This is a genomic window from Luethyella okanaganae, from assembly GCF_042660285.1.
In the GTDB taxonomy this organism is placed as follows: Bacteria; Actinomycetota; Actinomycetes; order Actinomycetales; family Microbacteriaceae; genus Luethyella; species Luethyella okanaganae.
On the sequence record NZ_JBHSTP010000002.1, the window covers coordinates 415544 to 440717 of the forward strand.

Consider the following 25174-nt stretch of genomic DNA (forward strand, 5'->3'; position numbering starts at 1 on the left):
TCTCACTGACACCGGCATCGTGGTCGACCATGCGGAAGGCTTGGCCGAGTGACAGAGCAGCGCGCTCACGCAACGGTTCTGTCAGATTCACGGTGGATCTGGCCTGCCCGCGCGCCCTGACCGCCCGCCGGTAGTGGCGTTGAGGGAGACGCCTTGTTCAGCAGTCGCCTAGCCGCGGAGGTGCGATCGGAGAAGGATGGGGTCATGGCCCACGCGGCAGGAACGCAGACCGTAGCCATCGACGGGCACCGGCTTCGGCTCTCCAACCTCGACAAGGTGCTCTACCCTGAGACGGGCATGACCAAGGGCGAGGTGCTCGCCTACTACAGCGGCATCGCCTCTGTGCTCATCCCACATGCGGCGTTCCGGCCTGCGACGCGCAAACGTTGGGTGCACGGTGTCGGAACGGCGACCGAGCCAGGGGCGGCGTTCTTCCAGAAGGGTCTGGACGACTCGGCGCCAACGTGGGTGCCCCGCCGCGACATCCAGCACACCGATCACGTCAGCGCCTACCCGCTCGTGAACGACCTGGCCACCCTGATGTGGCTCGGCCAGATCGCGGCCCTCGAGATCCATGTGCCGCAGTGGCGGTTCAGCCGGTCGGGCAGGCAGCTCCCACCGGACCGGCTCGTGCTCGACTTCGATCCAGGCCAAGGCACCGGCTTGCGGGAGTGCGCGGAAGCGGCACGGCTCGCGCGCCGCATCCTCGTCGACATGGGTCTCGACCCGATGCCGGTCACGAGTGGGAGCAAGGGCATCCATCTCTATGCCGCACTCGATGGGCGGCAGAGCTCCGATCAGGTCTCGGCCGTCGCACATGAGCTCGCCCGGGCGCTCGAAGCCGATCACCCGGAGCTCATCGTGAGCGACATGAAGAGGAGTCTCCGGGGCGGCAAGGTGCTCGTCGATTGGAGTCAGAACAGCGCCTCGAAGACCACGATCACCCCATATTCGCTGCGCGGGCGCCCGCGCCCGACGGTCGCGGCTCCGCGCACCTGGGCGGAGCTGATGTCGCCGAAGCTGCGCAACCTCGAGTTCAACGAGGTGCTCGAGCGCGTGAAGAGCCGTGCAGATCCGCTCGCGGTGATACTCGTGGGGGGTGCGGATGCCGCCATACCGGATGCCGATCCGACCGGCTCCCCCGCCCTCTCCGGTGCGCTCCGAGCACGCGGCTCGACCCCGGCTGCTCCGACCCCGGCCGCTCCGACCCCGGCCGCTCCGACCCCGGCCGCTCCGACCCAGAGTGATCCGACGCCTCCCGCGCATGATCCTCTGCGCAGCTACCACGCCAAGCGGGATCCTGGAAGGACGCCAGAGCCCGTGGACGCCGTGGTTCCTGCCGAGCTCCGCGAAGCGAGCACGCCGGATGCCGGTGCGGGGCCGACCTCGACGGGCTCGACGCTGACGGGCCCGGCGCCGCCGGCTCCCTCGACCGCGCCGGTGGCGTCCGTCAGCTCCGGCTCGAGCTTCGTCATCCAGGAGCACCACGCGCGCGCCCTGCACTACGACCTCCGGCTGGAACGCGACGGCGTGCTCGTGAGCTGGGCCGTTCCCAAGGGCGTTCCGACCGATCCCGGCCGCAACCATCTGGCCGTGCAGACCGAAGACCACCCGCTCGCGTACGGATCCTTCGAAGGCACGATCCCGGCAGGGGAGTATGGTGCCGGTCGGGTGTTCATCTGGGATCGCGGACGCTACGAACTCGAGAAGTGGCGGCACGACGAGGTGATCGTGACGCTGTTCGGTGAGAGCGGTGGCGGGCTCGGCGGAACGGTGCGCGTGGCGCTCATTCGCACGAGCGGCGATGGTGAGAAGAGCAACTGGCTGCTGCATCGGATGAAGCCGACCGCTCGACGATCCTTCCGCCCGCTGGAGCAGCGAGCACCGACGCCAACGCCTCAGAAGCGATTCGTGCCGATGATGGCGAAGCTCGGCGATCTGCATGACCTCGACATCGACACCGAATGGTCGTTCGAGATGAAATGGGACGGCATTCGTGCGATCGTCTCGGTCGACGGAGAGCGCGTGCGACTCGTCACCCGCAACGGCATCGACGTATCCGCCCGCTACCCGGAGCTCGCCGGTATCCACGAGCTCGTGCGGGCGGACTCGGCCGTGCTCGACGGCGAGATCGTCGCGCTCGAGCGCTCGGGACGGCCCAGCTTCGAACTCCTGCAGCGACGGATGAACCTCACGAACACCGCCGAGATCGCGGCCGCGGCCCGTCGTGTTCCCGTCGAGCTCTTCTGCTTCGACGTGCTCGACGTGAACGGCGAGCCTCTTCTCGAGCGACCCTATGACGACCGTCGAACGGTGCTCTCCTCGCTCGTGCGCGAAGGCCCGGAGCGACGCATCGTGGTGCCGCCGGCCTTCGAGGGCAGCATCGACGCGGCTATCCGCAGCAGTCGGGAGCTCGGCCTCGAGGGCGTCGTCGCGAAAGACCGCGGTTCGCGCTACGAGCAGGGCAAACGTGGCTCCGCGTGGATCAAGCTCAAGCACCACCCCACTCAGGAGGTCGTCGTCGGCGGATGGCGTCCGGGTGCAGGCCGCCGATCCGACACCTTCGCCTCCTTGCTGCTCGGCCTGCCCGACGCGTCCGGCCTGCGCTACGTCGGACGCGTCGGTACGGGCTTCAGCGACGCAGAGCTCACCCGGCTCGCCACGGAACTCGGCCGCATCGCCCGCGCGACGAGTCCGTTCACCGACGTGCCTGCGCTGGAGGCGGCCGATGCCCGTTGGGTGAGACCCGTGCTCGTCGGCGAGGTGGAGTTCGCCGAGTGGACCACGTCGGGGATCCTTCGGCAGCCGAGCTGGCGGGGGCTGCGCCCCGACAAGAACCCGGACGAGGTCGAACCCGAGATCATCGGGTCTTGAAAGCGGTGAGCGTTGAGCGTTCCCGATCGTTTCAGCATGACGGCTCCACCTGCCGGAACGACTGGTTCCGTGACCCGCGCGTGGCAGGGATCGAGGCTATCGCCGCGCGCGGCCGGGCCTGTCCGCGCGGTCGCCGACACATCCGCATCTCCGATGCGCAGGAACGAGTCGAGACTGACGCGCAGAGCCGGCGTTGGTCGCAGAGCCGATGATGGTGTGACCGTAGGCGCCGCGTCGATGCGTGCCTGAGCCCGCGCATGATCGTCTGGCCCGCAACGCACGACTCCTGACGTGAAGTGAAGGGTTCAGCGACTCGTGTAGCCGCCGTCGATCGGCAGCGAGACGCCGGAGATCATCGCGGCGCCGTCGCCGAGCAGGAACACGATCGGCGCGGCGATGTCGTCCTCGGTCGCCCAGCGGTGCAGGGGCATCGCGTCGAGGAACGGGCCCTCGATCTCTGGGCGACCCCAGTACCACGCCGACATCGGCGTCATCACGACTGTCGGGTTGACGCTGTTGACGCGGATCCCGTAGGGGCCGAGCTCAAGCGCTGAGACGCGCGTGATGTTGTCGAGCGCCGCCTTCGACGACCCGTAGGAGATGTGACCAGCCAGGGCGACGAGGCTGGCCTGGCTCGAGACGTTCACGATCGCGCCGCCATTGCCGAGGCGGATCATCTCACGCGCCGCATACTTCGTCACGAGCAGCGACCCGCGGGCGTTGACACTGATGACCTTGTCGAACACCGCGATGTCGGTGTCCATCGGCGTGGCGATCTCGCCACCCCATCCGCCGCAGTTGACGACGCCGTAGAGGTCGAGTCCTTCGATGGCCTCGCGAACGCTGTTCTCAGACTCGAGGTCGAAGATCACGGGCAGCGCGCCGGTCTCTGCGACGATCGCCTCCACGCTTTCGGCGGTGCGCCCGGCCGCCAGCACGTCGGCGCCCGCAGCCACGAGATGACGGACGGTGGCGCTGCCGATGCCGCCACCGGCGCCGGTGACCAGAATCGTACGGTCGTGGAGATCGTTCATGGGTTCGCTCTCTGTTCGACTCCGAGGGAGTGGGTGGTTTCGTTGCGCTGCCGCACGCGCCGCGCAACAATGGTAAACGTAGGTCACAATCTTGTCACCGGTGTCATCTCCGACGAAATTCGTCTTGACACCGGTGACATATACAGCGTAACTTGCTCACAATCGGCGATTGTTCCGCAGCTGCCGATCTGCTTCGACGATGCAGCGCTGGATGCGACGCCGCAACCGACGACGAGAAAGGCACCGATGCCGTGATGACCTCGACCCGTGTGACGCCGCCGACCGTGGACGAGAGCGTAGCCCAGCTCGTCGCACGCGTACAGAAGCTGGCGACCACCGGGGGACGCCGCATCCTGGGCATCACGGGCACTCCCGGTGCGGGCAAGTCGACACTGTGCGAGGCACTGCTCGGCGCTCTCGGCGCTCAGGCGGTACTGGTGGGCATGGACGGCTTCCATCTCGCCAACGCCGAGCTCGAGCGCCTTGGGCGTCGCGACCGCAAAGGCGCTCCAGACACGTTCGACGTCGATGGCTATGTCGCGCTCCTGGCCCGGCTGCGGGCCCAGACCTCTGGGACGATCTACGCGCCGCGCTTCGACCGCGGACTCGAGGAGTCGATCGGCTCGGCCGTCCCGGTGTCGGCGGCCGTGCCCCTGGTCATCACCGAGGGCAACTATCTGCTGCATGACGGATACGGCTGGGAGGGTGTCGCCGCCCACCTCGACGAGAGCTGGCACCTCGACGTCGCTTCCGAGCTGCGCGAGACGAGACTCGTCGCCCGCCGTCGGTCATACGGGCACACGGCCGATGCGGCCGTGACGTGGGTGCGCACCGTCGACGAACCGAACGCGCGCGTCGTCGAGACCGCGAGGGATCGCGCGGCCCTGGTCGTTCGCGTCACGACCATCCTCGGCCCGTCGAAGCCGACGGGCCGTTTCACCTCAGATGAAGGAGCTCTCTCATGACCACCGCCCAGGTTCCCGTTTTAGAGGCTCGGGGTTTGTCTCGGCAGTTCGGGCACGTTCGCGCGTTGAATGACGCGGATTTCGAGGTGTTCCCGGGTGAGGTGACGGCGTTGATCGGAGACAACGGTGCGGGAAAGTCGACCCTGGTGAAGGCGTTGTCGGGGAATCTCGCGGTGGACTCCGGGGTGGTCCGGTTCGATGGTGCCGTGGTGGACATGGCGAGTCCGTCTGCGGCGAGCGCCTTGGGGATCGAGACGGTGTATCAGGATCTGGCGCTGGCGCCGCATTTGGATCCGGTGCAGAACATGTATCTGGGTCGGGAGATTCGTCGAGGTGGGCTGGCGGGCGCGTTGGGGTTCATGAGGACGAGAGAGATGCAGGCGCAGTCTCGGCGGGCGTTCGACGAGTTGGGGGCGACGGTGCGGTCGTTGGCGTCTCCGGTGGGGGAGATGTCGGGGGGACAGCGTCAGGCGATCGCGATCGCGCGGGCGGTGCATTGGGCGAGTCGGGTGGTGTTCTTGGATGAGCCGACGGCGGCGTTGGGGGTGCGTCAGACCAAGAACGTGCTCGAGACGATTCGGCGGGTGCGGGACAAGGGGATCGCGGTGGTGTTCATCAGTCACTCGATGCCGCACGTGATCGAGGTGTCGGATCGGATCCAGGTGCTGCGATTGGGAACCCGGGTGGCGAATATCCGGACGGCGGACACATCGATGGAGGAGCTTGTGGGTTTGATGACTGGCGCTGTCACAAAGGAGGGAAGACTGTGATTGTCAAGTCACCGGTCACCGAGACCGTCGCGATCGGGACGATCGATGAGCCGCGAACGAGTTTCGTGGGTCGTGTGGTGCGTGCCCAGGCGTTTCAGATTTTCCTGGTATTGCTTGTCATCGTCGGGATCTTCAGCGCGATCGCTCCGGATACGTTCGCGCAGTGGTCGAACTTTCGTTTGATCATTCAGAACGCTTCTATCCTGGGTGTCCTCGCGGTCGGTATGACGTATGTCATCATCACGGCGGGAATCGATCTGTCGGTCGGGTCGGTGCTGGTGTTCTCCGGAGTCGTCGCGGCGATAACGATGCGCGCGCTCGGGGGCGAGGGGTGGGGTGTCGCGACGATCGGCATCCTCGTCTCGATCGTCTCGGGCCTTGCCTGGGGCGTCGTCAATGGTGTGCTGATCGCGAAGGCGAAGATCCCGCCCCTGATCGTGACGCTCGGGTCGTTGGGCATGGCTCTCGGCCTCGCACAGATCCTCACGGGCGGTATCGATATCCGTGAGGTGCCGTCGGTGCTGACCACCTCGATCGGCTATGGCAACGTGTTCGGCACCATCCCCACGATCTCGGTCATCGCTCTCGTCGTGATCGTCATCGGCGCGATCGTGCTGCACTTCACCCGCTTCGGGCTGTATACGCTCGCCGTCGGCTCGAGCGAGATCGCAACGCGACGCGTTGGCGTGAAGGTGGACGGGCAGCTCATCAAGATCTACGCGCTCTCGGGGGCGCTGGCGGGTTTGGCGGGCATCCTGTCGTTGTCGCAGTTCAGCACGACGGCGATCGCGGGGCAGTCGCAGACGAACCTGAACGTGATCGCGGCGGTCGTCATCGGCGGCACGTCGCTGTTTGGTGGCGTCGGCACGATCGTGGGCACCGTGGTTGGCCTGTTCATCCCGGCCGTGCTGCAGAACGGTTTCGTCATCACGGGCGTGCAGCCTTTCTGGCAGCAGGTCGCCGTCGGTGCCGTGCTGATCACCGCCGTGTATGTCGATCAGGTGCGCCGCTCGGCGGCGATGCGCGGCAACTCCCAAGGCCTCTGGCGCAAGTTCGTCAGTGGAGGCCGACGCGGTTGACCACCGCCCGGCACACATCACCATCCCAATCAAGAGAGAACGGTTGATCATCATGAAGTGGAGTAAGAAGGCCATCGGGTTCGCGGCGTTCGGCGCGACTGCGACGCTCATGCTCGCCGGGTGCTCCGGCGGCAGCGGCTCCGGGAACACGACCGGCGGCGGCAGCGGCGGATACAGCATCGCGTTCGTGCAGGGCGTGGCAGGGGATGAGTTCTACATCTCGATGCAGTGCGGTATCGAGGCGGCAGCGGCCGACGCGGGCGCGACGGTCACGGTGCAGGGCCCGGCGAAATTCGATCCGACACTGCAGAAACCGATCGTGGACGCGATCGTCGCGTCCAAACCGGACGCACTGCTGATCGCACCGACCGACGTGTCAGCGATGCAGGCCCCGATCCAGGCCGCGGCAGACGCAGGCATCAAGGTCGTGCTGGTGGACACCACCCTGGACAACCCCTCGATGGCGGTGTCGCAGATCTCCAGCGACAATGAGGGCGGCGGAGCCGCAGCGTTCGACGCGATCAAGGCAGCCCACCCCGAAGGCGGGAAGGTGCTGGTCGTGTCCACCGACCCGGGCGTGTCGACCACTGACGCACGCGCGGCCGGTTTCGAAGCAGCCGTGAAGAACAACCCGAGCTTCACTTCGCTAGGCGTGCAGTACAGCCACAACGAACCCTCCACCGCAGCCGAGATCGTGACCGCCGCACTACAGAAAGACCCCGACATCGTCGGGATCTTCGCCGCGAACCTGTTCGCTGCGGAAGGCTCGGCCACCGGCGTGCAACAAGCCGGCCGACAAGGCAAGGTCACCATCGTCGGATTCGACGCCGGCCCCGCCCAGGTCAAGGCCCTCAAAGACGGCATCGTGCAAGCCCTCGTCGCCCAGGAGCCGGCCACAATCGGCAAAGACGGCGTCGCCCAGGTTCTCGCCGCACTCAAGGGCGAACCAACCGAGGAGAAGATCCAGACCGGATTCACCATCATCACCGCGGACAACGTCGACGGAGAAGGCGCCAAAGCCATCTACCAATCCACCTGCAAGTAGCCACAACCCGACCCACCACCGCGGGCGCCCACCACAAGGGGGGCGCCCGCGAAAACCATCTCAGGACGAGAGGAGACGACATGGTCACGCTCACATCGGATGCCCTCACTCGACTGGCCAGCGCGATCGCCGTTCCCGGCTACGATCCTGCCAGCGTCCGTGCCGGGATCGTCCACTTCGGCGTGGGCGGATTCCATCGCGCCCACGAGGCGATGTACGTCGATCGGGTTCTGAACGCCGGTTCCACCGAGTGGGGCATCTGTGGCGTCGGGGTCATGCCGTTCGACCTCGCCATGCGCGACGTGCTGCGTGCGCAGAACGGGCTCTACACCCTCGTCACGACCTCTCCAGACGGCACGAGCGCGGCTCGTGTCATCGGATCCCTCGTGGAATACCTCTACGCCCCCGACGACCCGGCGGCCGTGCTCGCTAAGCTCGCCGATCCCGAGACACGCATCGTCTCGCTCACCATCACGGAAGGCGGGTACGGCGTCGACGACGCGACCGGCGCCTTCGATCCCCAGGATGAGCGCACGCTCGCCGACCTCGTCGGTGGCGAGGACGGCCCTCGCAGCGTGCTCGGATTTCTCGTCGCGGCCCTCCGCCGTCGCCGCGACGCCGGCCACGCACCGTTCACCGTCATGTCATGCGACAACATCCAGGGCAATGGCCGCGTCGCTCGCGCCGCCGTTCTCGGCTTCGCCGGGCGCGCAGATCCCGACCTCGCCGCCTGGATCGCCGAGCACGTCGCGTTCCCGAACTCCATGGTCGACCGCATCACTCCGGTCACCACCGACGAGACTCGTGAGAGCATCAGCGCCGAGTTCGGGGTCGAAGATCGTTGGCCGGTGCGCTCCGAGTCGTACGAGCAGTGGATCCTGGAGGACGCGTTCACCGCGGGGCGTCCGCCTCTCGAGCGGGTCGGCGTGCAGATCGTGGCGGATGTGGAACCGTATGAGCTGATGAAGCTGCGTCTGCTCAATGCGTCCCATCAGGCGATGAGCTACCTCGGCATCCTCTCCGGGGCGAGGTACGTGCACGAGGTGTGCACGGACCCTCTGTTCGTGTCGTTCTTGCTCGGCTACATGCGCGAGGAGGCCATCCCGACGCTGCGTCCGGTGCCGGGCATCGATCTGCCCGCCTACTGCGACCAACTGATCGCCCGCTTCGGCAGCGAGGCGATCCTCGATACTCTCGCTCGGCAGGTCGTGGATGGATCCGACCGCATCCCGAAGTTCCTCCTTCCGGTCGTTCGCGAGCAACTCCAGGGCGGGGGGCGTATCGCGCGCGCTGCGCTCGTTCTGGCCGCATGGAGCGTGTTCCTCGAGGGATATGCGGAGGACGGCATTGCGACGCCCATCGTCGACCGCAGGATCCGGGATCTGCGATCTGCGGTCGCCGCCGAGCGGGAGACACCGGGGAGCTTCCTCGACTACGTGCCCGTCTTCGGCGAACTGGGTCGCGATGACGTTCTGCGCACGGAGTTCATCCGGGCGCGCGGGCAGCTCGCCCGGCTCGGCGTGCGCGAAGCGATCCGCGCGCTGGTCACCGGCTGAGTCGGTCGCGGGGCTCGCTCCGACCGGCCCCGGCCCGGATCACATGCGGGCATCGATGCGGCAGGACTCCCGTTCGACGAGCGCCACGTCCAGAACGCTGATCGCCTCGAGTTGCTGCGTGGGATGCTCCAGCCGCGCGAACACGCGCTCGGCTGCCAGCATCCCCAGGCGCCGCGGACTCTGGTCGATGACCGTGACCGAGGGGGCCAGGGTGTCCGCCATCGGAAAATCGCCGAAACCGACCATCGGGATCGGGTTCTCCCGCAGAACGTAGGCGAGCGCCATCGAGCAGCGGGCGTTGGCGGAGAAGATCGCCGTCGGTGGGTCGGGAAGCGCCAGCAGCCGGGCGATCGCGGCCGCGGCGGCCTCCCGGTCCGACACGTACACGGCGACGAGCTCCTCGTCTGGTTCGATGCCATGCTCCCGTAGTGCCCGGCGCCATCCTTCGAGCCGCTTGGCCTCGGTGGAGAGGTGGACGACATCGCCGATGTAGGCGATCCGACGATGACCCCTCCCCATCAGGTGGCTCGTCGCGAGGTACGCTCCCGCTTCGTCGTTCTCGGTGAAGGTGTCCGTCTCGAGGTTGAACGGCGCCCGGTCGACGAACACGATCGGTGTGTGCTCTTGCCATCGCCGCAACCAGGAGTGATCGGTTCCGACCGGCGCCACGACGAGCCCGGACAGCTTTCGACCGAGCATCGACTCGAGCGCCGGGCGCTCGCCGTCTGGATCCTCGCCGAGGCTTGTGACCAGTGTCGAGATCCCGCGTTCGCGTGCGGTGTCCTCGATGGCGCGGGCGATCGCGGCGAAGAAGGGGTCAACGATGTCGGGGACGGCGACGCCGATCACCGAGGCCCGGCCGGCCCGGAAGGTCGTCGCGAGCACGTTCGGCACGTAGTTGAGTTCGCGCATGGCCTTCTCGACCCCGGCACGGGTCTCTGGCAGCACGTGAGGGTCGTCGTTGAAGACACGGGAGACGGTCTTCGTGCTCACGCCTGCGCGCGCGGCGACATCGCGCATGGTCGTCATGGTCCACTTCCTCAGCGGCGGGGGGTTGATAGGGGGTCCAGTCACGATACCGGGTACCCGGCGCCGATGCCGTATGCCGAGGCCGTATGCCGATGCCGTGAGCCGATGCCGTGCGCCGGCCTTGGCACCTCGAAGTGCTCAGTCCCGGCGACCGTCCACGGCGTCGGCGAGCTCGCGCAGACGTGGCAGCGCGCGGCTCGTCAGCAGCTCCTCGCGCAGCGCCGGATCGGCAGACAGGCTGTCCTTCCATAGGGAGCGCCCCGCCATCGCGCCTGCGGCGCCGTTCGCGATCGCCGTCGACACCTGCCCGATGAAGGTCTCGTGGTCGACACCGGCCGACAGCACCGCCCACGGCACGCCTGTGGCGGCCTCGGTGACGGCTGCGCTGGCCTCGGCGGAGCCGGGGTACTGGAGCTTGAGGATCTTCGAGCCGCATGCGACGGCGAGCGCCGCACCGTCTGCGACGAGGGCGGGGAAGGCCGCCGCGTACTCCTCGTCGCTCTCTCCCTCGAGCTGATACGTGAGCAGTTCGACGATCAGCAGCAGTCCCTCCGCCTCGCAGCTCGCGACGAGGTCGCGGATCTCCTGCGCGACGCGCGAGGACTCGTCCTGCTTGTCGGGACGCGTGTAGAACAGCATCTTCGCGACGTCGCCGCCGAGCTCGCGCACCGTGCGCGGGGTCACGCCCGACACGTAGCGCGTGTAGCGCAATCCATCGACGGTCTCGAAACCCGACGCGTCGAGACCGACCACGAGGGCCGTGTCGCGTGCCAGCACACCGTCGTCGACGATCGCAGGCAGCGCGACCTCGGGGTCGAGCAGGATCGCCGGCGCGTGGTTCGCCAGGTATCGGACGAGGTCCGCCTTGACCTCGGCGAGCTCCTCCCGCGTGATGGCGTCCGAGCCGTTCGGCGCATCCTTGATGACGGCCTTCATGCCGTTGCGCTGGTCGGCGGCGACGATGAGCATGTTGCCCTTCGGCGTCGAGATCGACTGGAGCGCGCGGCGCTCGAGCGTGTTCAGTGCGTTCATGATTGTTCTCCTCTGTGAGTGTGAAAGTTCGGTGGGCAAGAAGGGTCGCTAGCGGTCATGTGGTCGGGATGCGGGCGTCCTCGCGGTGGGTGCCAACGCCGTGGTCTCCCGCGATCGAGGCGCCGACGAGCCGGGCGGCGATCAGCGCGGCGCCGAAGGCGGTGTCTTGCTCTCGTGACGAGACGGACAGCTCCGGCAGCACCCGGGCGCGGGCACGCTGGACGGAGGCCATGCTCGTCCAACCGCCCGTGAGCGTCGCGTGCGTCGCAGGAGGCAACTCCCGATCCATCGCCTCGATGAGCAGGCCGATCTCGTCGTTGCTGTGCCGGAGGATCGCGCCGAAGATCTCCTGGGGGGTCGCCCCGTCGGCGTGCAGGACAAGACGCATGACCCCGTCGTCGTTGCGGGCGCCTGACACCTCGATGGTGCCGGCCGGCAGCGCTCCTTCGTAGGGCAATGCCATCACGTCCGCATCCAGCGCGTCGCGTCCGACGCGGTCGCTGATGCCGGCGGCAGTCAGGGCACGGCGCAGCAGCAGCCCCGTCTTGACCCCGGCGACGAGGACGTGCTTTCCTGGCACGATATGGCGGACCTCGTTGATGAGCGCGTGCGCGAGCCGCTGGCGAGCCGCGAACCCCAGGGGCGCATCGAGCACCCGCAGCAGCACCTCGGCGGTTCCCATCGACACGTGGTAGCCGTCGGCGTCGAGCGTGCCGCTCGCCTCCGCGGCGACGAGGTGGTCGTGCCCGGCGACGGTGAGCTCCGCGCCCGCGAACGGCGTGCCGAACGCATCTGACACGCGCCCCCAGGACGCGCCGCCACTGCGCAGCGGCGGGAGGAACTCCGGCCCCAGGTCGAGAGCGTCGAGCATCCGGGTCCACGCGACCCCCGAGTCCTGGTCGATCAGTCCGGTGCGGGAGGCGAGGGAATACTCCAGCGCTATGTCACCTCCGAGGGCCGCCGCGACGAACTCGGGTAGGTTCAGCCACCGCAGCCCGCGAAGCTCGAGGCCCCGATCGCGCAGGTAGGCGAGTTTGGCCACGGTGACCTGCGCCCCGAGAGGGAGCCCTGTGCGGCCCGCGAACTCTTCGCGCACTGACGCGGGAAAAGCGACGATCTGCTCGGCACCACGCGGGTCGAACCACGCGAAACCCGGGGTGACGGCGGCCCCGTCGGTGTCGATGAGCATTCCGGTCTCGCCCATGCCGGCGATGCCGATCGCGGCGAGACGCGCCTCGGCGGGAAGCTCGGTCGCGGTCTTCGACAGAAGCGAGCGCAGCGCGGACAGCAGTGTGCCCGCGTCCATCTCCGTCGTCCTGCCCTCGCCGACGCGCCACGGCGTCGGCACTTCCACGCCCGCGATCTCGACTCCCGCTGCGTCCACCACGAGCATCTTGATGCCGGTGCTTCCGAGGTCGATGCCGGCGAACAGGAGGTCGCTCGCGGCGGCGGAGGCGATGCCATCGCTCACCTCACGCGCCGAGGTGTGTACCGTGTCGACCACCACGGAGCTCCTCTCGTTTCGGCACTCTCTTCGTATCCCGGAAAATCAAGCATGACACCGGTGACTTGATACGTCTATCGTGGAGGCATGCACTCCTCGTGTCAAATGCCGGATCCGCTCGCCATCGCCATCTCCGGAGTTGCCGGCAGCGGCAAGACGACGCTCGGCCGTGCGCTCGCGATGCGACTGGGCGCCCCCCTCGTCGACCTCGACTCGGTGACCAATCCCCTCCTCGACGCACTGCCGCCGGAAACACCGGGCGGCCACTGGCTGTCCTCGCCGCACGCCGCCGAGATCCGCGCCGGCCGGTACGCGGCGCTGCGCGCGGTCGCCGCAGACGCGGTCGCGACCGCGCGTGCGGTCGTGCTCGTGGCTCCCTTCACCGCCGAGCTTGCCGGGGGCGACGAATGGCGGACGCTGCGTGCTGCCGTTGCGCCCGCAGAGCTGCGTATGGTCCACCTGACCGGCGGCGCGGGATTGCTCGCGCAGCGGCGCGCGGCGCGGGGCGAGCTCCGAGACGCGCACCGTCCAGAGGGCGACTTCCCCGCACCGACTGTGCCTGTTATCTTCGTCGACGCCGAACTGTCGACCGAGCAGCAGCTGGGGCGCCTGCTGCCCGAACTCGGCCTCCGGCATCCCCTCGTCATGGACTCCGTGCTCTTCGAGCGGGACTTCGAGGCTGTGCTGTTCGACCTCGACGGGACGCTCGTGGACTCGACCGCGTCGGTCATTCGGTCGTGGTGGCGCTTCGCCGAGCGCTACGACCTCCCGATGCAGACGCTCCATGAGAACCATGGCCAGCCCGCGCGCACGTTGATCTCGCGGCTGCTGCCCGCGGATCTGCACGACGAAGGGCTTGTGCACATCACGGAGCTCGAGGTGATGGATGCGGTGGGCCTACGGCCCGTGCGCGGCGCCCGCGCGTTCTTCGACACGGTCCCGTCCGCCCGGCGCGCGATCGTGACGTCTGGATCGGTGCCGATCGCGACCGCCCGGCTCGCCGCCGCGGGATTCGAGCGCCCCGAGGTGCTGGTCACGGCGGATGACGTGACCCACGGAAAACCCGACCCCGAACCGTTCCTCACCGCCGCACGCAGGCTCGGCGTCGACCCGGCGCGGTGCCTCGTGGTCGAGGATGCCGCGGCGGGCATCGCGGCGGCGCGCGCGGCGGGATGTTCCGTGCTCGCCGTCATGGGCACGGCCGCCGCCGACGAGCTGGACGGCGACCTCATCGTCGACGGACTCGACCGGGTGAGGATCATCGACGCGCCCGGCGGACTGCGCCTGCAACCGCTCGGCTAGCGGGTGGCGCGCTCCAGCAGCTCCAGGACGTGCAGGTACGGCGCATCCGTGGCGCCACCGCATCGGGGGCGTGCCCGACCGGCACGCTCATGACGTCACCGCCGGCTCGGTCAGCGGGATCGACGGATCCGGGTCGAGCACGATGGTCGCGAGCGGCAGCGCGTCGAGGTGCGGGAGGATCGTCGAGGTCTGCGCCACGGCGTGCGCTCCCCACGACGCCGCTGCCGCTGCCGCTGTCGCGTACCTGTCCGGCGTGTCTGCGAGGCCGAAGCCCACGAGGTAGCCGGCGAGCGAGGCATCGCCCGCCCCGGCGGTGTTCGCGACGCGTACGGCGCGCGCCTGCGCGTGCACGGTGACTCCCGGAGCCACGACGAGCACGCCGTCTGCACCCATGCTCGTGTACACAGCTCCGACGCCGCGGGCGACGAGTTCGCCGGACGCCGCTGCGACATCGCCGATCGTGCGCAGCTCCCGTCCGGCCAGATCCGCCAGTTCGTGGGTGTTCGGCTTCAGCAGAGCGATCGCCCGTGGGTTCGCGGCTGCCCGCGCGAGCGCCTCGCCGCTCGTGTCAATCGCGATCCGGATGCCACGCGCCGCGACTTCGCGCAGCAGCTCGCCGAGGTCTGCGGGAACGGACTGATCCTCGAGCGGTGGGATGGTGCCCGAGATCACGAGCCACCCGGCACGGCGCCGGTCCAGCTCGTCGAGGGTCGCGGACACGGCCCGCTCCCACGCGTCTCGCGCCAGCGGCGGCGCCGGGGCGTTGACCTTGGTCGTTGCACCCCCCGCGTCGATGATCGATGTGTTCACGCGTGTCGCGCCGGGCACGGTGACGATGCGCAGAAGCGCAGCGTGCGCGCAGTGCCGCGCGAACGCGACGTCGTCGTCACCGAGCACGACCACCGCGGCACTCTCGCGGCCGGCATGGGCGAGGGCGGCCGATACGTTCACGCCCTTGCCGCTCACCTCGCGCTCGTAGTCGGCGGCCCGCACGAACCCGCCGAGCTCGAGACGGGAAACATGGTAGGTCGCGTCGATCGCGCCGGCAGGTGTGAGGGTGACGACGGGCGCCGAGTTGTTCACAGCGCCCCCTCGACGATGACACCGAGCTCGGCTCTCGGCCAACCGTCGGCGACGTGGGAGTGGGCTGTGACCTCGGCGGCGCTGGCGATATTCTCGGCCCAGCCCAGGAGTGCTCCGTCGTGCATCACGGAAGGCAGGCCGAGCGTGATCGCGACGAGCCGTTCGTCGGTCGCATGGTTGCCTCCAGAACAGGCGTTGGCATGTCAGCTCCCTTCCATCGTGGAATCACTGTTGCGGTCGTGCCCGGCGAGGAACGACACGGCGAAGTCCTCGAAGGTGCCCGCGCGACCGACCGCGGCAGCGAAGGCGGCGAAGAGCGCCGCGCCGTAGGCGGTTCCCTCGCCGTGGGTGGATACGGTGATCTCCGGCAGGATCAGCTCGCGCGCGCGAACGACGCTCGCCATGCTCGACCAGCCGCCGGTGAGAAGGGTCGAGGTCGGCGCCGCCACTTCGCGATCCATGACCTCCATGAGCTCGGTGCACATGTCGTTGCCGTGCAGGAGGGCCGCGACGAACAGTTCCGCCGGCGTCAGGCCGTCGCTGTCTGCGACGATCTTCAGCACGCCGTCGTCGTTGCGGGCGCCCGACACCGCCAGTGCTCCGTCCACGAGAGCTCCGCCCGCCGGGAGCGCCATGACCTGCGCGTCGATCTCGGCGCGCCCCCGCGCGTCGGCGATGCCGAGCAACTGGAGCACCCGCCTCATCAGCAGACCGGACTTCGTGCCGGCCAGCAGCACGTATTTTCCCGGGAGAACGTGGCGCACGGTGTTGATGCCGGCGAGCGCGAGCCGCTCGCGGGCGTCGAAGGGCAGGGTCGCGTCCAGCACGCGCACGAGAGCCTCGGCGGTTCCCATGGAATCGTAGAGCTGACCGCTGTGGGTCGCGCCGGAGGCGACCGCCGAGACGAGATGGTCGTGGCCGGCGACCGTGAGGATCGCGCCGTGGAAGGCCTGCGGCATCCCCTCGTCGGTGAGCGCCTCGAGCGCGGCGCCCGCACCGACGCGCTCCGCGAGGATGTCCGCGCCGACGCCGAGCACGTCGAGGGCGGCCGCCCACGGCTCGCTGTCGTCCTGGTCGATCAGCCCTGTGCGGGACACGAGCGAGTATTCCGCCACGCGTGGACCGCCCAGAGTCCGCACGACGTACTCCGGAACGTTGAGGAAGGTCTTGTCGCTCAGCGCGACGCCTGTGTCCTGCAGATACAGCAGCTTGGAGATCGTCGCGAGAGGCCCGATCGGCAATCCGGTTCGGCCCAGGAACTCCGCGCGGAAGGCCTTTGGCGTGCGGACGATCTGCTGTCCGCCGCGGGGATCGAACCAGGCCATGATGGGGGCCGCTGGCCGGTCTGCTCCGTCGAGCACCACACCCGCCTCGGCCATGCCCGAAACGCCGAGAGCGGCGACGCGGTAGGCGCCCCTGCGCGACAGGATCCCATCCGCCTCGTGCGCGAGCTCGCGCACGACTGCGACCACTCGCTCGGCGGGCATCTCGGCGCGCCCGTGGTCGAGGTTCGTCCACGGCGAGCGGCGACTGACGACGAGTTCTTCCCTCCCTTCCGGCGTCGCTGCGAGCAGCTTGATGCTCGTGCTGCCGACGTCGATGCCCACGACGTATTCGGTCATCGCACGCCTCCCGCGTGGAGGGTGCTCGGCCAGCCACGCCCGGGGGCGCCGACGATCACGCTCGCGTCTCCGACGGCGCGCCAGGCCCCGAACGCGTGCGGGACGGCGATCGCGTCGCCGCGGCTCACCTCGATCCGGTCGCTGTCCGAAGCGAGCGCACCCTCGCCGTCGGTGACGAGCACGACCGCGAACCCGGCCGCTCGTTCCTCGGTCGTCTCTCCGCCCGCGGCGGCGTCGGAGAGCAGGAAGTAGGGATCCGCGGCCGCGGGAAGCAGCGACCGGAACCGGGCCCCCGCCGCACGCGTGCCGGCCGTGCCGACCAGGCCGGCCAGCTCCTCCGCCGTGGTCTGCGCGGTCGAGACCGCGGGCATGACCGTCTCGAAGCCGAGGTCGAGGTGCGATTCCTCCCTGGTCGAGGTGGTCACCGACCACTCCAGCAGGATCGAGAAGTCGGTGGGCTCCTGCACCTCGACGACGAAGATCCCGCCGTCGATCGCATGGACCGTGCCAGCCGGAACGAGCACGCTCATGCCCTCGCGCACCACGATGCGGTTCATGTGGTCGAGCATCCACTCGCCGTCCTGCGTGTCGCGCCGACGGTCCAGCTCGTCGCGATCGATCCGCTGGTTCCAGCCGACGTGGACCGCGCAGCCGGGTTCGGCGTCCAGCACGTACCACGCCTCGGTCTTGCCGTAGAGGCGATCGAGGTGGTGCGCGGCGAAGTCCCGTCCGGGATGCACGTGGACGGGGAGTCGCTGGCGAGCGTCGAGGAGCTTGACGAGGATGCCGACATCGGCGGCATCCAGCCCCTGCTCCGGCCCGACCCAGGCTCTCGGGTCGGCGGCGACCAGGTCGCGCAGGAAGGCACCGTCGGCCGTGACGGCGAGACCGGTGACGGGGTCGCCGAACCGGGACACCGTCGCGGCGAGCCACTCCTCGGGCTGACGATCGGTTTCGGGCACGATCCCGCGCAGCGCGGCGATACGGTCGCCTCCGAGGTAGAAGTGCTGCACCGGGTGAGGGGGGAGAAGGACCGGCCTCATCGCTGGAGTCCGGTTCGGGGGTCTCCGGCCCGCGCGGCGGCCCGGGGCGACGCGCCATCGATACCGACCGTTGCGGTCGTTCGCTCGCCTGGCGTCATCGCTACCTCGACATCGGTGTCATCTCGTGGAGACTCGGCCCCCGGTGGAGCCGATGGAGACATCCTGGGCCTCTGAGACAACGTTGTCAAGCCTGTGCGATCGACCGCCCGGCCTCCGGGCTTCCGGCCTCGGGCGAGGCGTCGTGCGCGGGAAGGTCGATCACGAGATCGACACCCGTCTCGAGTCGCGCACCCGGCGCGAGCGCGCGCAGCAGCCCGGCGCCGCGAGCACTCGCACGGCCATGGATGGTCGGCACGGTCGCGGGTTCCACGCCGAGCACGTAGTGGCCCGGCTCGGCCACTCGCCACTGGAACAGCCCCCGCAGCACGGCGGCGTCGAACCCGACGCGCACGCGCAGTCCGCTCGGACTCTCGATCGCGACCTCGACGAGCCCAGCCGGGGGCAGATCGTGCGCGAAGACCTGTTCAGGATAGGGGATCGCGGCCTCGGAGAAGGTCTCCCAGGATGCGAGGCCCCCTGCCGCGGTCTCGTCGCGAGGGCGCACCGCGGCGGCGGGGCTGCGCAGCTGGGTGCCGGCGTCGACGAGCGGCCAGCCGAAGTTCAGGTGGTAGAGCACCATGGGCTCGACCGGCGAGGCCCCCCGGTTGACGATCGTGTCGGCCACGCGCAGACGCCTTGCGCCGAGCGGGGTGCTGATGCGCCGCCGCAGCTCGAGGTGGGAGCCGAGCACGGTCGCCTCATGGACGATGCCCTCGACGACGATCTCGCCCGCAGTCACCTCGGTGCGCGTCACCTGCGCCGAGATGCCGGAATAGCGACCGTGCATAGGATGCTGCTCGCCGTCGTCGACCGCGGGTGGCCCGACGTTCAGCAGGCCACAGGTTGTCAGCAGCCCACCACCGAACGCGCGGAGCCAGCCGCGCCCGTCGACGTCACCCGAGTGCAGCCGGGGAAAGCCGACCGGTGAGATCCACGCGAGCGGGATCCCCGCGATCCGCACCTGTCCGAGGTCGAGACCGCGGTCGGGCAACACATCGATCTCGAGCTCGCCGTTGACGATGCGCAGGCGCCGAGCGCCGGCATCCGGCCCATCCGTGCGGACCGACGACTCGATCGCGACGGCCTGCGCAGGTGCGCCCATGCGCGCCATGGCCTCGTCGATCGGCCGGCCGTAAAGCAGCTCCGTCATGAGCGCAGTCCCCCTCTCGTCGCGGACGCTCTCTTCTCACGTACGCAGCATCACCGTAGCAGCGTCGGCGACGCGTCCCGCCGCCATCGACGCATCCCTCGATCGGGAGTTGACAACGTTGTCTCGACATCCGCATACTGTCTGCGGGTGCAGAGCTGCGCCGTCATCACGAGCTATCGGAACGCACTCCATGTCGAAGTATCGCCTCAACCGCCTCTTCAACGCCCAGTCCGGTCGCGCCCTGGACGTCGCCGTCGACCACGGCGCCTTCCATGAGCACTCGTTCATCACCGGAATCGAGGACATGGCCCAGACGGTCTCGACCCTCGTGGACGCCGGTCCCGACGCGATCCAGCTGACCCTCGGTCAGGCGCCGCTGCTGCAGTCCGTCCCTGGCAAGAAGAAGCCGGGCCTGGTGCTACGCACCGACATCGCGAACGTCTACAACGATCCGCTGGAATCGCCGCTGCACAGCATCCATGTGCCCGACGCGATCGAGATCGCCGTGCGCCTCGACGCGGTCGCGGTCTGCGTCAACCTGCTCGACCTGCCCGGCCACCCAGAGGTGCGCGAGCAGTGCATCCGCTCGATCCTCGCCTTGCGCAGTGACGCCGAGCGCTTTGGCATGCCGCTCATGATCGAGCCGCTCGTGATGCAGACCAAGCCGGGTTCCGGCGGGTACGGCGTCGACGGCGACACGAACAAGATCGTCACGCTCGTTCGTCAGGCGCGCGAGCTGGGCGCCGACCTCATCAAGGCCGACCCCACCGACGACATCGCCGACTACCACCTCGTCGTCCAGGCTGCAGCCGACACCCCCGTGCTCGTGCGCGGCGGCGGACGCGTCGACGACCGCACGCTCCTCGAGCGCACGCAGGCCGTCCTCGCCCAGGGTGCCAGCGGCATCGTGTACGGGCGCAACGTCATCCAGCATCCGAACCCCGCCGGAATCATCGCAGCGCTCATGGCCGTCGTGCATGAGGGCGCGAGCGTCGACGACGCCGTCGCGTTGATCGGAGGAACCCGATGACCGCGCAGCGCGTCAACGTCGGCATCATCGGCGGCGGCCTCATGGGCCGAGAGATCGCGGCCGCGATCCGCCGCTGGCCCGCTCTCATCGACCACCCCGCCGATCCGCAGCTGGTCGCGGTGTGCGACATCAACCCGGCAGCGCTGGAATGGTTCGACCGGATCGACTCGGTGCGACTGACCACGACCGACTACACCGAACTGCTCGCCGATCCAGACATCGACGTCGTCTATATCGCGGTGCGTCACGACCTGCATGAGCAGCTCTACATCGACACGATCCGTGCGGGCAAGGCGTTGCTGGCGGAAAAGCCGTTCGGCATCGACCGGAACGCTGCGGATGCGGTCGTCGCAGCCATTGCGCAGACCGAGGGCGCTTTCGTGCGCGTCTCGAGCGAGATGCCGTTCTTCCCGGGTGCGCAGTGGGCGATCGACTACGTGCGCTCCGGTGCGCTCGGCCGCGTCGTCGAAGCGAAGTGCGCCTTCCTGCACTCCGGTGACCTCGATGTGACCAAGCCGCTCAACTGGAAGCGGCAGAAGCAGTTCTGCGGCGAGGCTGGCGTGCTCAACGACCTTGGAATGCACACCTGGCACGTGCCGCTGCGGCTCGGTTGGACTCCCGAGCGTCTGCTCGGCCTCCTCCAGGACATCGTGACCGAGCGCCCGGGTCCTGACGGCACCCCGCTGCCGTGCGACACCTGGGACAACGCGGTCATCCACAGTTGGGCGACCCACGACGGCGAGCCGTTCGTGCTCACCACCGAGACCAAGCGCATTGCGCCGGGCGAGAAGAACACGTGGGAGTTCGAGGCGATCGGCATGTCAGGCGGCGTGCGCTTCAGCACGAAGAACCCGAAGTCGGTCGAGGTGTTCGCGATCGTGGACGTTCCCGGCATCGGCCGCGAGCAGAGCTGGCAGCGGGTGGATGCGGGCAGTCAGTCGGTATGGCCGACCGTGACCGGTCCGAACTTCGAATCCGGTTTCTCCGACGCGATCCTGCAGATGTGGGCGGCCTTCCTCGCCGAGCGGGCGGGCCGGCTTGGCGAGCGCTTCGGCACGGTGCGTCCCGACGAGGCGGCGCTCACCCACCGCATCTTCGCGGCGGCGATCGCCTCTCACGAAGACGGCGTGCTGACCACCCCGGCTTCCTGACCTCGCGCCAGAGCGCGACGTGCGGCATTCCCGATTGATTGAGCGACCGCAGGCGGAGGGAGTTCGGATGCGCAAGAGCGGCCGGCCGACGATGGTCGATGTCGCAGCCGACGCGGGCGTGAGCCTGAAGACGGTGTCACGCGTCATCAATGCGGAGCCCAACGTCGACCCCGCGATGACAAAGCGCGTGCGCGCCGCGATCGCCCGCCTCGGCTACCATCGCAACGCGATCGCCGCGAGCCTGCGCTCGGGCAGCCGTGACACCATCGGCTTCGTCTCGGCGGACCTGACGAACACGTTCTACATGTCAGTCGCTGCAGCGGTCTCCACGGTGGCGGTCGGCCGCGGGATGCAGGTGATCATGGCATCCAGCGAAGAGGACCCCGCGGCCGAGCGATCGCTGGCGCTCGACCTGTGCCAGCGCCGGGTCGGCGGGCTCATCCTGGTGCCGGCCGCCTCCGACCAGAGCTATCTCGCACACGAGGTCGACAGCGGCACCCCCGTGGTGTTCCTCGATCGCCCCGGTCACGGAATCGCGGCGGACTCGGTGCTCATCGACAACCGGGGCGGCGCGCGCGCGGCGGTTGCCGAACTGCTCGCGGCCGGACACGAACGGATCGCCCTGCTGCTGGATGCCACCGACATCTTCACGATGGAGGAGCGGCAGGCCGGAGCGCTCGAGGCATTCGCCGCCGCCGGGCGCATCCCCGATCCCGCGCTCATCGTCTCTGGGCTTCACACACCGCAGGCCGCATGCGCGGCGATGGAACGGCTGCTGGACGCGGAGCGCGCTCCGACCGCCGTGTTCTGCGCGAACAACCGCTCCACCATCGGCGCCCTGGAGGCGATTCTGCCGTATGGTGCGGATGTGGCGGTCGCCGGCTTCGACGACTTCGAGTTGTCCCGTGTGCTGCCCCGCCGCATCCGGATCGTCGACTACGACGCCGCCGCGCTGGGCACGCTGGCCGCCATGACGCTGTTCGATCGCATCGCGGGACAGCCCGGCACGACGTCGACCCGGCTGCTGCCGACGAGGCTGGTCAGCCGCGGCGGACGCGACTGACCAGGCTCACACCGGAGCAGTCGCAGAGTGCGTCGTTCGATCTGTCGGCGAGACGGTGAAGCTCGCGAGCGGGGGGTCCTGGACACTCAGCAGGATGGACGCCGAGCTCCCGGACGGGGTCTTCACTCCCGACGGGATGGGGTCTTCACTCCCAACGGCACGGATGCTACGGTGAGCGCGTCGGCACTGCGCTGCGCATGCCGGAAGACGTAGGGGGTAACTTCATGACTCACGGCATCCGTCGCCTGCTGACAGCGGTCGTCGTCGCGGTCGCGGTCGCTGTCGGTGTCTGCGCGTGCGGTGCGAACAACCAGGTGGTGCCGCCCGTGATCGTCAATCTCATGAGTATCGACGGCACGACCGTCGAGGTCTCGGTCGGCGGAAGCGTCGACCTCACAGGCGATGACAAGACCTTCACCGATTGGAATGCGAAGATCGCCGATCCGTCGATCGTCGAGTTCCTTCCTGGCAGGGATGACGGTAGCGCCCAGTTCAACCCCGGCCTGCACGCGCTTCAGAAAGGCAGCACCGAGGTCTTCCTCACCAATTCGTCGAGTGAGGCCTCGGTGATGTTCACCGTGACGGTGACCCCGAAGACGAGCGGATACTGAGACCGGCTGTCTGCGTCTGGCCGAGACTTCGTCAAGCCGGTCCTGCCACGCGGCTGCCCGCCGCGTGTGGCTGGTCGCATCGCGGTGGCGGCGAATGCGTCGCTCTACGCTCCGGCGGAGTGACGGAGGAAAAGCCGATCCACTCAGCCGGCGAGGGCGAACGCCAGGAGGATCAGCCCGATGGCTGGAGCCGTCAGCTGCACGAGCGCCGCGCGGAGCTTCGTGTGGTCCGAGACCACGAGTACGAGGCCGGCGAGCACCATGGAGCCGGCGGCAGCGATGACGAGGGCGGCGCCGACGGCGAGCTGGTTGCAGCCGACGGCGATGATTCCCGCGGCCGCGACGATCGCCAGGAAAAGGTTGTAGAAGCCCTGGTTGAAGGCGAGGGACTTGGTCGTCTCGGCCTGCTCGACGGTCGTCCCGAAGGTCTTGCGCGTCGAGGAGGCGGTCCAGCGCAGCGACTCCAGGACGAAGATGTAGACGTGGACGATGGCGGCGAGGCCGACGAAGGCGAGGCTCGTTACGAGCATGGGTGTTCTCCTGACGTCGTGAGGATCATCGCCGCTCCGAGAGGAGCGTGAACCGATCGGTCCACTATAGGGTCGTCACCGGAACAGGAACAACGGATCGTCGCCGACGGCCACCGATCAGCCGAGCAGCTTCTTGGCGAGCTGATCGGAGGAGTAGACGGTCGCGATGGCTTCGGCCGCTTCGGCGGGCGAACCATAGCCCCACTCCACGAGGATGGTCGGAACGCCGTTGGCGGCCGCTCCGAGCGCGTCGTAGCCGCGGTCGCCCACCATCACGGACTGCGAGGTGTCCACGCCGAGAGCCTGGAGGCGGCGGAGCGCCTCCGCGACGATGTCGGACTTCGCGCTGCGTGTCTCGTCTTCGGTCGCACCGCAGATCACGTCGAAGAGCGGCGTGAGAGCGAAGTGCTCCAGAATACGCAGCGCCATGCTCTCCGGTTTGCTCGTCGCGAGCGCGAGGGGGATGCCGGCGTCGTGGATGCGCTCAAGCAGGCCGGCGACTCCCGGGTACACGGCCGTGTCGAGGGCGCCGTTGTCATAGTGCTCGCGATAGACCGTCAGGGCTTTCCACGCCTGTTCGTCGTTCATGCCGGCGTGAACCTTGAAGGCCTCGAGCAACGGCGGCCCGACGTAGCTCACGAGCTCGGCTTGGCTCGGAACGGGCAAGCCGAGGGCTTCGAAGGTCTTGGCGAGAGCCGCGGTGATGCTGGGCGCGGAGTCCGTGATCGTGCCGTCCAGATCGAACAGGATCGCGGACCAGGTGTGCGTTGCAGTCGTCAGGGTCGGGTTGCTCACCGAAGCCATCCTAGGTTCTTTGTCGGGGGATGCGTAGTTCGTTCGCTTCGGCGCGGGCCGCGGGCGCAGCCGACGGCACCGCCGGGTGCGTTCAGAACAGTCGATGATGGTGGTCGTCGAGGCCGCGCATGGAATCGTAGTCGAGCACGAGACAGCGGATGCCGCGGTCCTCTGCCAGCGTCCTCGCCTGGGGCTTGATCTCCTGAGCAGCGAACACCCCCCGCACGGGTGCGAGGTGCGGATCGCGGTTCATGAGCTCGAGGTAGCGGGTGAGCTGCTCGACGCCGTCGATGTCGCCGCGGCGCTTGAGCTCGACGGCCACTGCGCCCCCCGAGGCGTCCCGAGCCAGGATGTCGACGGGGCCGATCGCGGTCATGTATTCCCGCCGCACGAGTGTGTGGCCGTCGCCCAGCAACCCGATCTGCTCGGCGAGGAGCTTCTGCAGGTGGGCTTCGACGCCGTCCTTCTGCAGTCCGGGATCGATGCCCAGCTCGTGTGCGGAGTCGTGGACGATCTCGTGGATGCTCACGACGAGCTTGTCGGCCGTCTTGGCATGGGTGACCGTCCATACCTCCCTGACGCCGGCATCCGCCTGTTCGACGTCGGGCGCAGCAGCGCTCAGCGTGCACGGCGGACTCATCCAGTTGAGTGGTTTGTAGCTGCCGCCGTCGGAGTGCACGAGCAGGCTGCCATCGGCCTTGACCATGAGCAGTCGGGTGGCGAGCGGAAGGTGGGCGCTCAGGCGCCCCGCATAGTCGACGGAGCAGTTCGCAATGACCAGACGCACCGTATGAGTTTATGGTGTCG

General features: G+C 68.6%; 23 protein-coding genes. 11 read left to right on the forward strand and 12 right to left on the reverse strand.

What is annotated here, in order from left to right; genetic code table 11:
* The first annotated feature begins 204 nt into the window (after positions 1 to 204).
* The gene (locus tag ACFQB0_RS09605; protein WP_386730673.1) at positions 205 to 2874 is read left to right on the forward strand and encodes an ATP-dependent DNA ligase; all 2670 of its coding nucleotides are present in this window, start codon (positions 205 to 207) and stop codon (positions 2872 to 2874) included.
* A gap of 305 nt (positions 2875 to 3179) precedes the next feature.
* Here ACFQB0_RS09605 and ACFQB0_RS09610 read toward each other — a convergent pair whose 3' ends face one another.
* A complete protein-coding gene (locus ACFQB0_RS09610; protein ID WP_386730676.1) occupies positions 3180 to 3908 on the reverse strand; it encodes an SDR family oxidoreductase in 729 nt (242 codons plus the stop codon).
* 254 nt (positions 3909 to 4162) lie between these two features.
* Between ACFQB0_RS09610 and ACFQB0_RS09615 the strand changes: the two genes are divergently transcribed.
* The 5 genes from ACFQB0_RS09615 (at position 4163) to ACFQB0_RS09635 (ending at position 9323) form a co-directional block, all read left to right on the forward strand.
* Positions 4163 to 4873, forward strand: a complete 711-nt coding sequence (locus ACFQB0_RS09615; protein ID WP_386730678.1) for a nucleoside/nucleotide kinase family protein — start codon at positions 4163 to 4165, stop codon at positions 4871 to 4873.
* Positions 4870 to 5643 carry an ATP-binding cassette domain-containing protein gene (locus tag ACFQB0_RS09620; protein ID WP_386730681.1) on the forward strand — a complete coding sequence of 258 codons (774 nt, stop codon included), beginning with the start codon at positions 4870 to 4872 and terminating at the stop codon, positions 5641 to 5643. The genes ACFQB0_RS09615 and ACFQB0_RS09620 overlap by 4 nt, the downstream gene beginning before the upstream one ends.
* Positions 5640 to 6722 (forward strand): ABC transporter permease, encoded by a 1083-nt coding sequence (locus tag ACFQB0_RS09625; protein WP_386730683.1) that lies wholly within the window; start codon positions 5640 to 5642, stop codon positions 6720 to 6722. The genes ACFQB0_RS09620 and ACFQB0_RS09625 overlap by 4 nt, the downstream gene beginning before the upstream one ends.
* A 52-nt stretch (positions 6723 to 6774) precedes the next feature.
* Positions 6775 to 7767 carry an ABC transporter substrate-binding protein gene (locus tag ACFQB0_RS09630; RefSeq protein WP_386730685.1) on the forward strand — a complete coding sequence of 331 codons (993 nt, stop codon included), beginning with the start codon at positions 6775 to 6777 and terminating at the stop codon, positions 7765 to 7767.
* An 80-nt stretch (positions 7768 to 7847) separates the two neighbouring features.
* Positions 7848 to 9323 carry a mannitol dehydrogenase family protein gene (locus ACFQB0_RS09635; protein ID WP_386730688.1) on the forward strand — a complete coding sequence of 492 codons (1476 nt, stop codon included), beginning with the start codon at positions 7848 to 7850 and terminating at the stop codon, positions 9321 to 9323.
* Between the two features lie 39 nt (positions 9324 to 9362).
* On the opposite strand, the gene ACFQB0_RS09640 is transcribed toward ACFQB0_RS09635, so the two are convergent.
* From ACFQB0_RS09640 to ACFQB0_RS09650, 3 genes are all read right to left on the reverse strand, one after another.
* Positions 9363 to 10352, reverse strand: coding sequence for a LacI family DNA-binding transcriptional regulator (locus tag ACFQB0_RS09640; protein WP_386730691.1), 990 nt, complete (start codon positions 10350 to 10352; stop codon positions 9363 to 9365).
* A gap of 138 nt (positions 10353 to 10490) precedes the next feature.
* On the reverse strand, positions 10491 to 11384 hold the full coding sequence (locus ACFQB0_RS09645) for a hypothetical protein (RefSeq protein ID WP_386730694.1): 894 nt from the start codon (positions 11382 to 11384) through the stop codon (positions 10491 to 10493).
* 55 nt (positions 11385 to 11439) lie between these two features.
* The gene (locus ACFQB0_RS09650) at positions 11440 to 12891 is read right to left on the reverse strand and encodes an FGGY family carbohydrate kinase (RefSeq protein WP_386730697.1); all 1452 of its coding nucleotides are present in this window, start codon (positions 12889 to 12891) and stop codon (positions 11440 to 11442) included.
* 84 nt (positions 12892 to 12975) lie between these two features.
* Between ACFQB0_RS09650 and ACFQB0_RS09655 the strand changes: the two genes are divergently transcribed.
* Complete coding sequence (locus tag ACFQB0_RS09655; protein ID WP_386730700.1) at positions 12976 to 14190, forward strand: HAD-IA family hydrolase; 1215 nt, start codon at positions 12976 to 12978, stop codon at positions 14188 to 14190.
* 87 nt (positions 14191 to 14277) lie between these two features.
* Here the strand turns inward: ACFQB0_RS09655 and ACFQB0_RS09660 are convergent, their stop codons facing one another.
* The 5 genes from ACFQB0_RS09660 to ACFQB0_RS09680 form a co-directional block, all read right to left on the reverse strand.
* On the reverse strand, positions 14278 to 15273 hold the full coding sequence (locus ACFQB0_RS09660) for a 1-phosphofructokinase family hexose kinase (protein ID WP_386730703.1): 996 nt from the start codon (positions 15271 to 15273) through the stop codon (positions 14278 to 14280).
* Positions 15270 to 15398, reverse strand: a complete 129-nt coding sequence (locus ACFQB0_RS09665; RefSeq protein ID WP_386730704.1) for a hypothetical protein — start codon at positions 15396 to 15398, stop codon at positions 15270 to 15272. Before ACFQB0_RS09665 ends, ACFQB0_RS09660 begins: the two co-directional genes overlap by 4 nt.
* A gap of 78 nt (positions 15399 to 15476) precedes the next feature.
* Positions 15477 to 16895: an FGGY family carbohydrate kinase gene (locus ACFQB0_RS09670; protein ID WP_386730707.1), complete on the reverse strand. Its 1419-nt coding sequence runs from the start codon at positions 16893 to 16895 to the stop codon at positions 15477 to 15479.
* Entirely contained in the window at positions 16892 to 17908 is a 1017-nt protein-coding gene (locus tag ACFQB0_RS09675) for a hypothetical protein (RefSeq protein WP_386730710.1), read from the reverse strand. The genes ACFQB0_RS09670 and ACFQB0_RS09675 overlap by 4 nt, the downstream gene beginning before the upstream one ends.
* Positions 17909 to 18122: 214 nt before the next feature.
* Complete coding sequence (locus tag ACFQB0_RS09680) at positions 18123 to 19187, reverse strand: aldose 1-epimerase family protein (RefSeq protein ID WP_386730713.1); 1065 nt, start codon at positions 19185 to 19187, stop codon at positions 18123 to 18125.
* Positions 19188 to 19377: 190 nt separating this feature from the next.
* On the opposite strand from ACFQB0_RS09680, the gene ACFQB0_RS09685 reads away from it, so the two are divergent.
* The 4 genes from ACFQB0_RS09685 (at position 19378) to ACFQB0_RS09700 (ending at position 23042) form a co-directional block, all read left to right on the forward strand.
* Complete coding sequence (locus ACFQB0_RS09685; protein ID WP_386730714.1) at positions 19378 to 20217, forward strand: class I fructose-bisphosphate aldolase; 840 nt, start codon at positions 19378 to 19380, stop codon at positions 20215 to 20217.
* On the forward strand, positions 20214 to 21368 hold the full coding sequence (locus tag ACFQB0_RS09690) for a Gfo/Idh/MocA family protein (RefSeq protein ID WP_386730717.1): 1155 nt from the start codon (positions 20214 to 20216) through the stop codon (positions 21366 to 21368). The genes ACFQB0_RS09685 and ACFQB0_RS09690 overlap by 4 nt, the downstream gene beginning before the upstream one ends.
* 67 nt (positions 21369 to 21435) lie before the next feature.
* Complete coding sequence (locus ACFQB0_RS09695) at positions 21436 to 22431, forward strand: LacI family DNA-binding transcriptional regulator (RefSeq protein WP_386730719.1); 996 nt, start codon at positions 21436 to 21438, stop codon at positions 22429 to 22431.
* 224 nt (positions 22432 to 22655) lie between these two features.
* Positions 22656 to 23042: a hypothetical protein gene (locus ACFQB0_RS09700; protein WP_386730721.1), complete on the forward strand. Its 387-nt coding sequence runs from the start codon at positions 22656 to 22658 to the stop codon at positions 23040 to 23042.
* 143 nt (positions 23043 to 23185) lie between these two features.
* Here the strand turns inward: ACFQB0_RS09700 and ACFQB0_RS09705 are convergent, their stop codons facing one another.
* The 3 genes from ACFQB0_RS09705 to nucS form a co-directional block, all read right to left on the reverse strand.
* On the reverse strand, positions 23186 to 23572 hold the full coding sequence (locus tag ACFQB0_RS09705) for a DUF1304 domain-containing protein (RefSeq protein WP_386730723.1): 387 nt from the start codon (positions 23570 to 23572) through the stop codon (positions 23186 to 23188).
* A 117-nt stretch (positions 23573 to 23689) separates the two neighbouring features.
* A complete protein-coding gene (locus ACFQB0_RS09710) occupies positions 23690 to 24367 on the reverse strand; it encodes an HAD hydrolase-like protein (RefSeq protein ID WP_386730724.1) in 678 nt (225 codons plus the stop codon).
* A 91-nt stretch (positions 24368 to 24458) separates the two neighbouring features.
* Entirely contained in the window at positions 24459 to 25154 is a 696-nt protein-coding gene (gene nucS, locus ACFQB0_RS09715) for an endonuclease NucS (protein WP_386730725.1), read from the reverse strand.
* Positions 25155 to 25174 lie beyond the last annotated feature (20 nt).

Bases quoted from the DNA above. Each gene is read 5' to 3' on its own strand.
- ACFQB0_RS09605 (WP_386730673.1), top strand. From the start codon at position 205: ATGGCCCACGCGGCAGGAACGCAGACCGTAGCCATCGACGGGCACCGG.
- ACFQB0_RS09610 (WP_386730676.1), bottom strand. From the start codon at position 3,908: ATGAACGATCTCCACGACCGTACGATTCTGGTCACCGGCGCCGGTGGC.
- ACFQB0_RS09615 (WP_386730678.1), top strand. From the start codon at position 4,163: ATGACCTCGACCCGTGTGACGCCGCCGACCGTGGACGAGAGCGTAGCC.
- ACFQB0_RS09620 (WP_386730681.1), top strand. From the start codon at position 4,870: ATGACCACCGCCCAGGTTCCCGTTTTAGAGGCTCGGGGTTTGTCTCGG.
- ACFQB0_RS09630 (WP_386730685.1), top strand. From the start codon at position 6,775: ATGAAGTGGAGTAAGAAGGCCATCGGGTTCGCGGCGTTCGGCGCGACT.
- ACFQB0_RS09635 (WP_386730688.1), top strand. From the start codon at position 7,848: ATGGTCACGCTCACATCGGATGCCCTCACTCGACTGGCCAGCGCGATC.
- ACFQB0_RS09640 (WP_386730691.1), bottom strand. From the start codon at position 10,352: ATGACGACCATGCGCGATGTCGCCGCGCGCGCAGGCGTGAGCACGAAG.
- ACFQB0_RS09645 (WP_386730694.1), bottom strand. From the start codon at position 11,384: ATGAACGCACTGAACACGCTCGAGCGCCGCGCGCTCCAGTCGATCTCG.
- ACFQB0_RS09655 (WP_386730700.1), top strand. From the start codon at position 12,976: ATGCACTCCTCGTGTCAAATGCCGGATCCGCTCGCCATCGCCATCTCC.
- ACFQB0_RS09665 (WP_386730704.1), bottom strand. From the start codon at position 15,398: ATGCACGACGGAGCACTCCTGGGCTGGGCCGAGAATATCGCCAGCGCC.
- ACFQB0_RS09670 (WP_386730707.1), bottom strand. From the start codon at position 16,895: ATGACCGAATACGTCGTGGGCATCGACGTCGGCAGCACGAGCATCAAG.
- ACFQB0_RS09680 (WP_386730713.1), bottom strand. From the start codon at position 19,187: ATGACGGAGCTGCTTTACGGCCGGCCGATCGACGAGGCCATGGCGCGC.
- ACFQB0_RS09685 (WP_386730714.1), top strand. From the start codon at position 19,378: ATGTCGAAGTATCGCCTCAACCGCCTCTTCAACGCCCAGTCCGGTCGC.
- ACFQB0_RS09690 (WP_386730717.1), top strand. From the start codon at position 20,214: ATGACCGCGCAGCGCGTCAACGTCGGCATCATCGGCGGCGGCCTCATG.
- ACFQB0_RS09695 (WP_386730719.1), top strand. From the start codon at position 21,436: ATGCGCAAGAGCGGCCGGCCGACGATGGTCGATGTCGCAGCCGACGCG.
- ACFQB0_RS09700 (WP_386730721.1), top strand. From the start codon at position 22,656: ATGACTCACGGCATCCGTCGCCTGCTGACAGCGGTCGTCGTCGCGGTC.
- ACFQB0_RS09705 (WP_386730723.1), bottom strand. From the start codon at position 23,572: ATGCTCGTAACGAGCCTCGCCTTCGTCGGCCTCGCCGCCATCGTCCAC.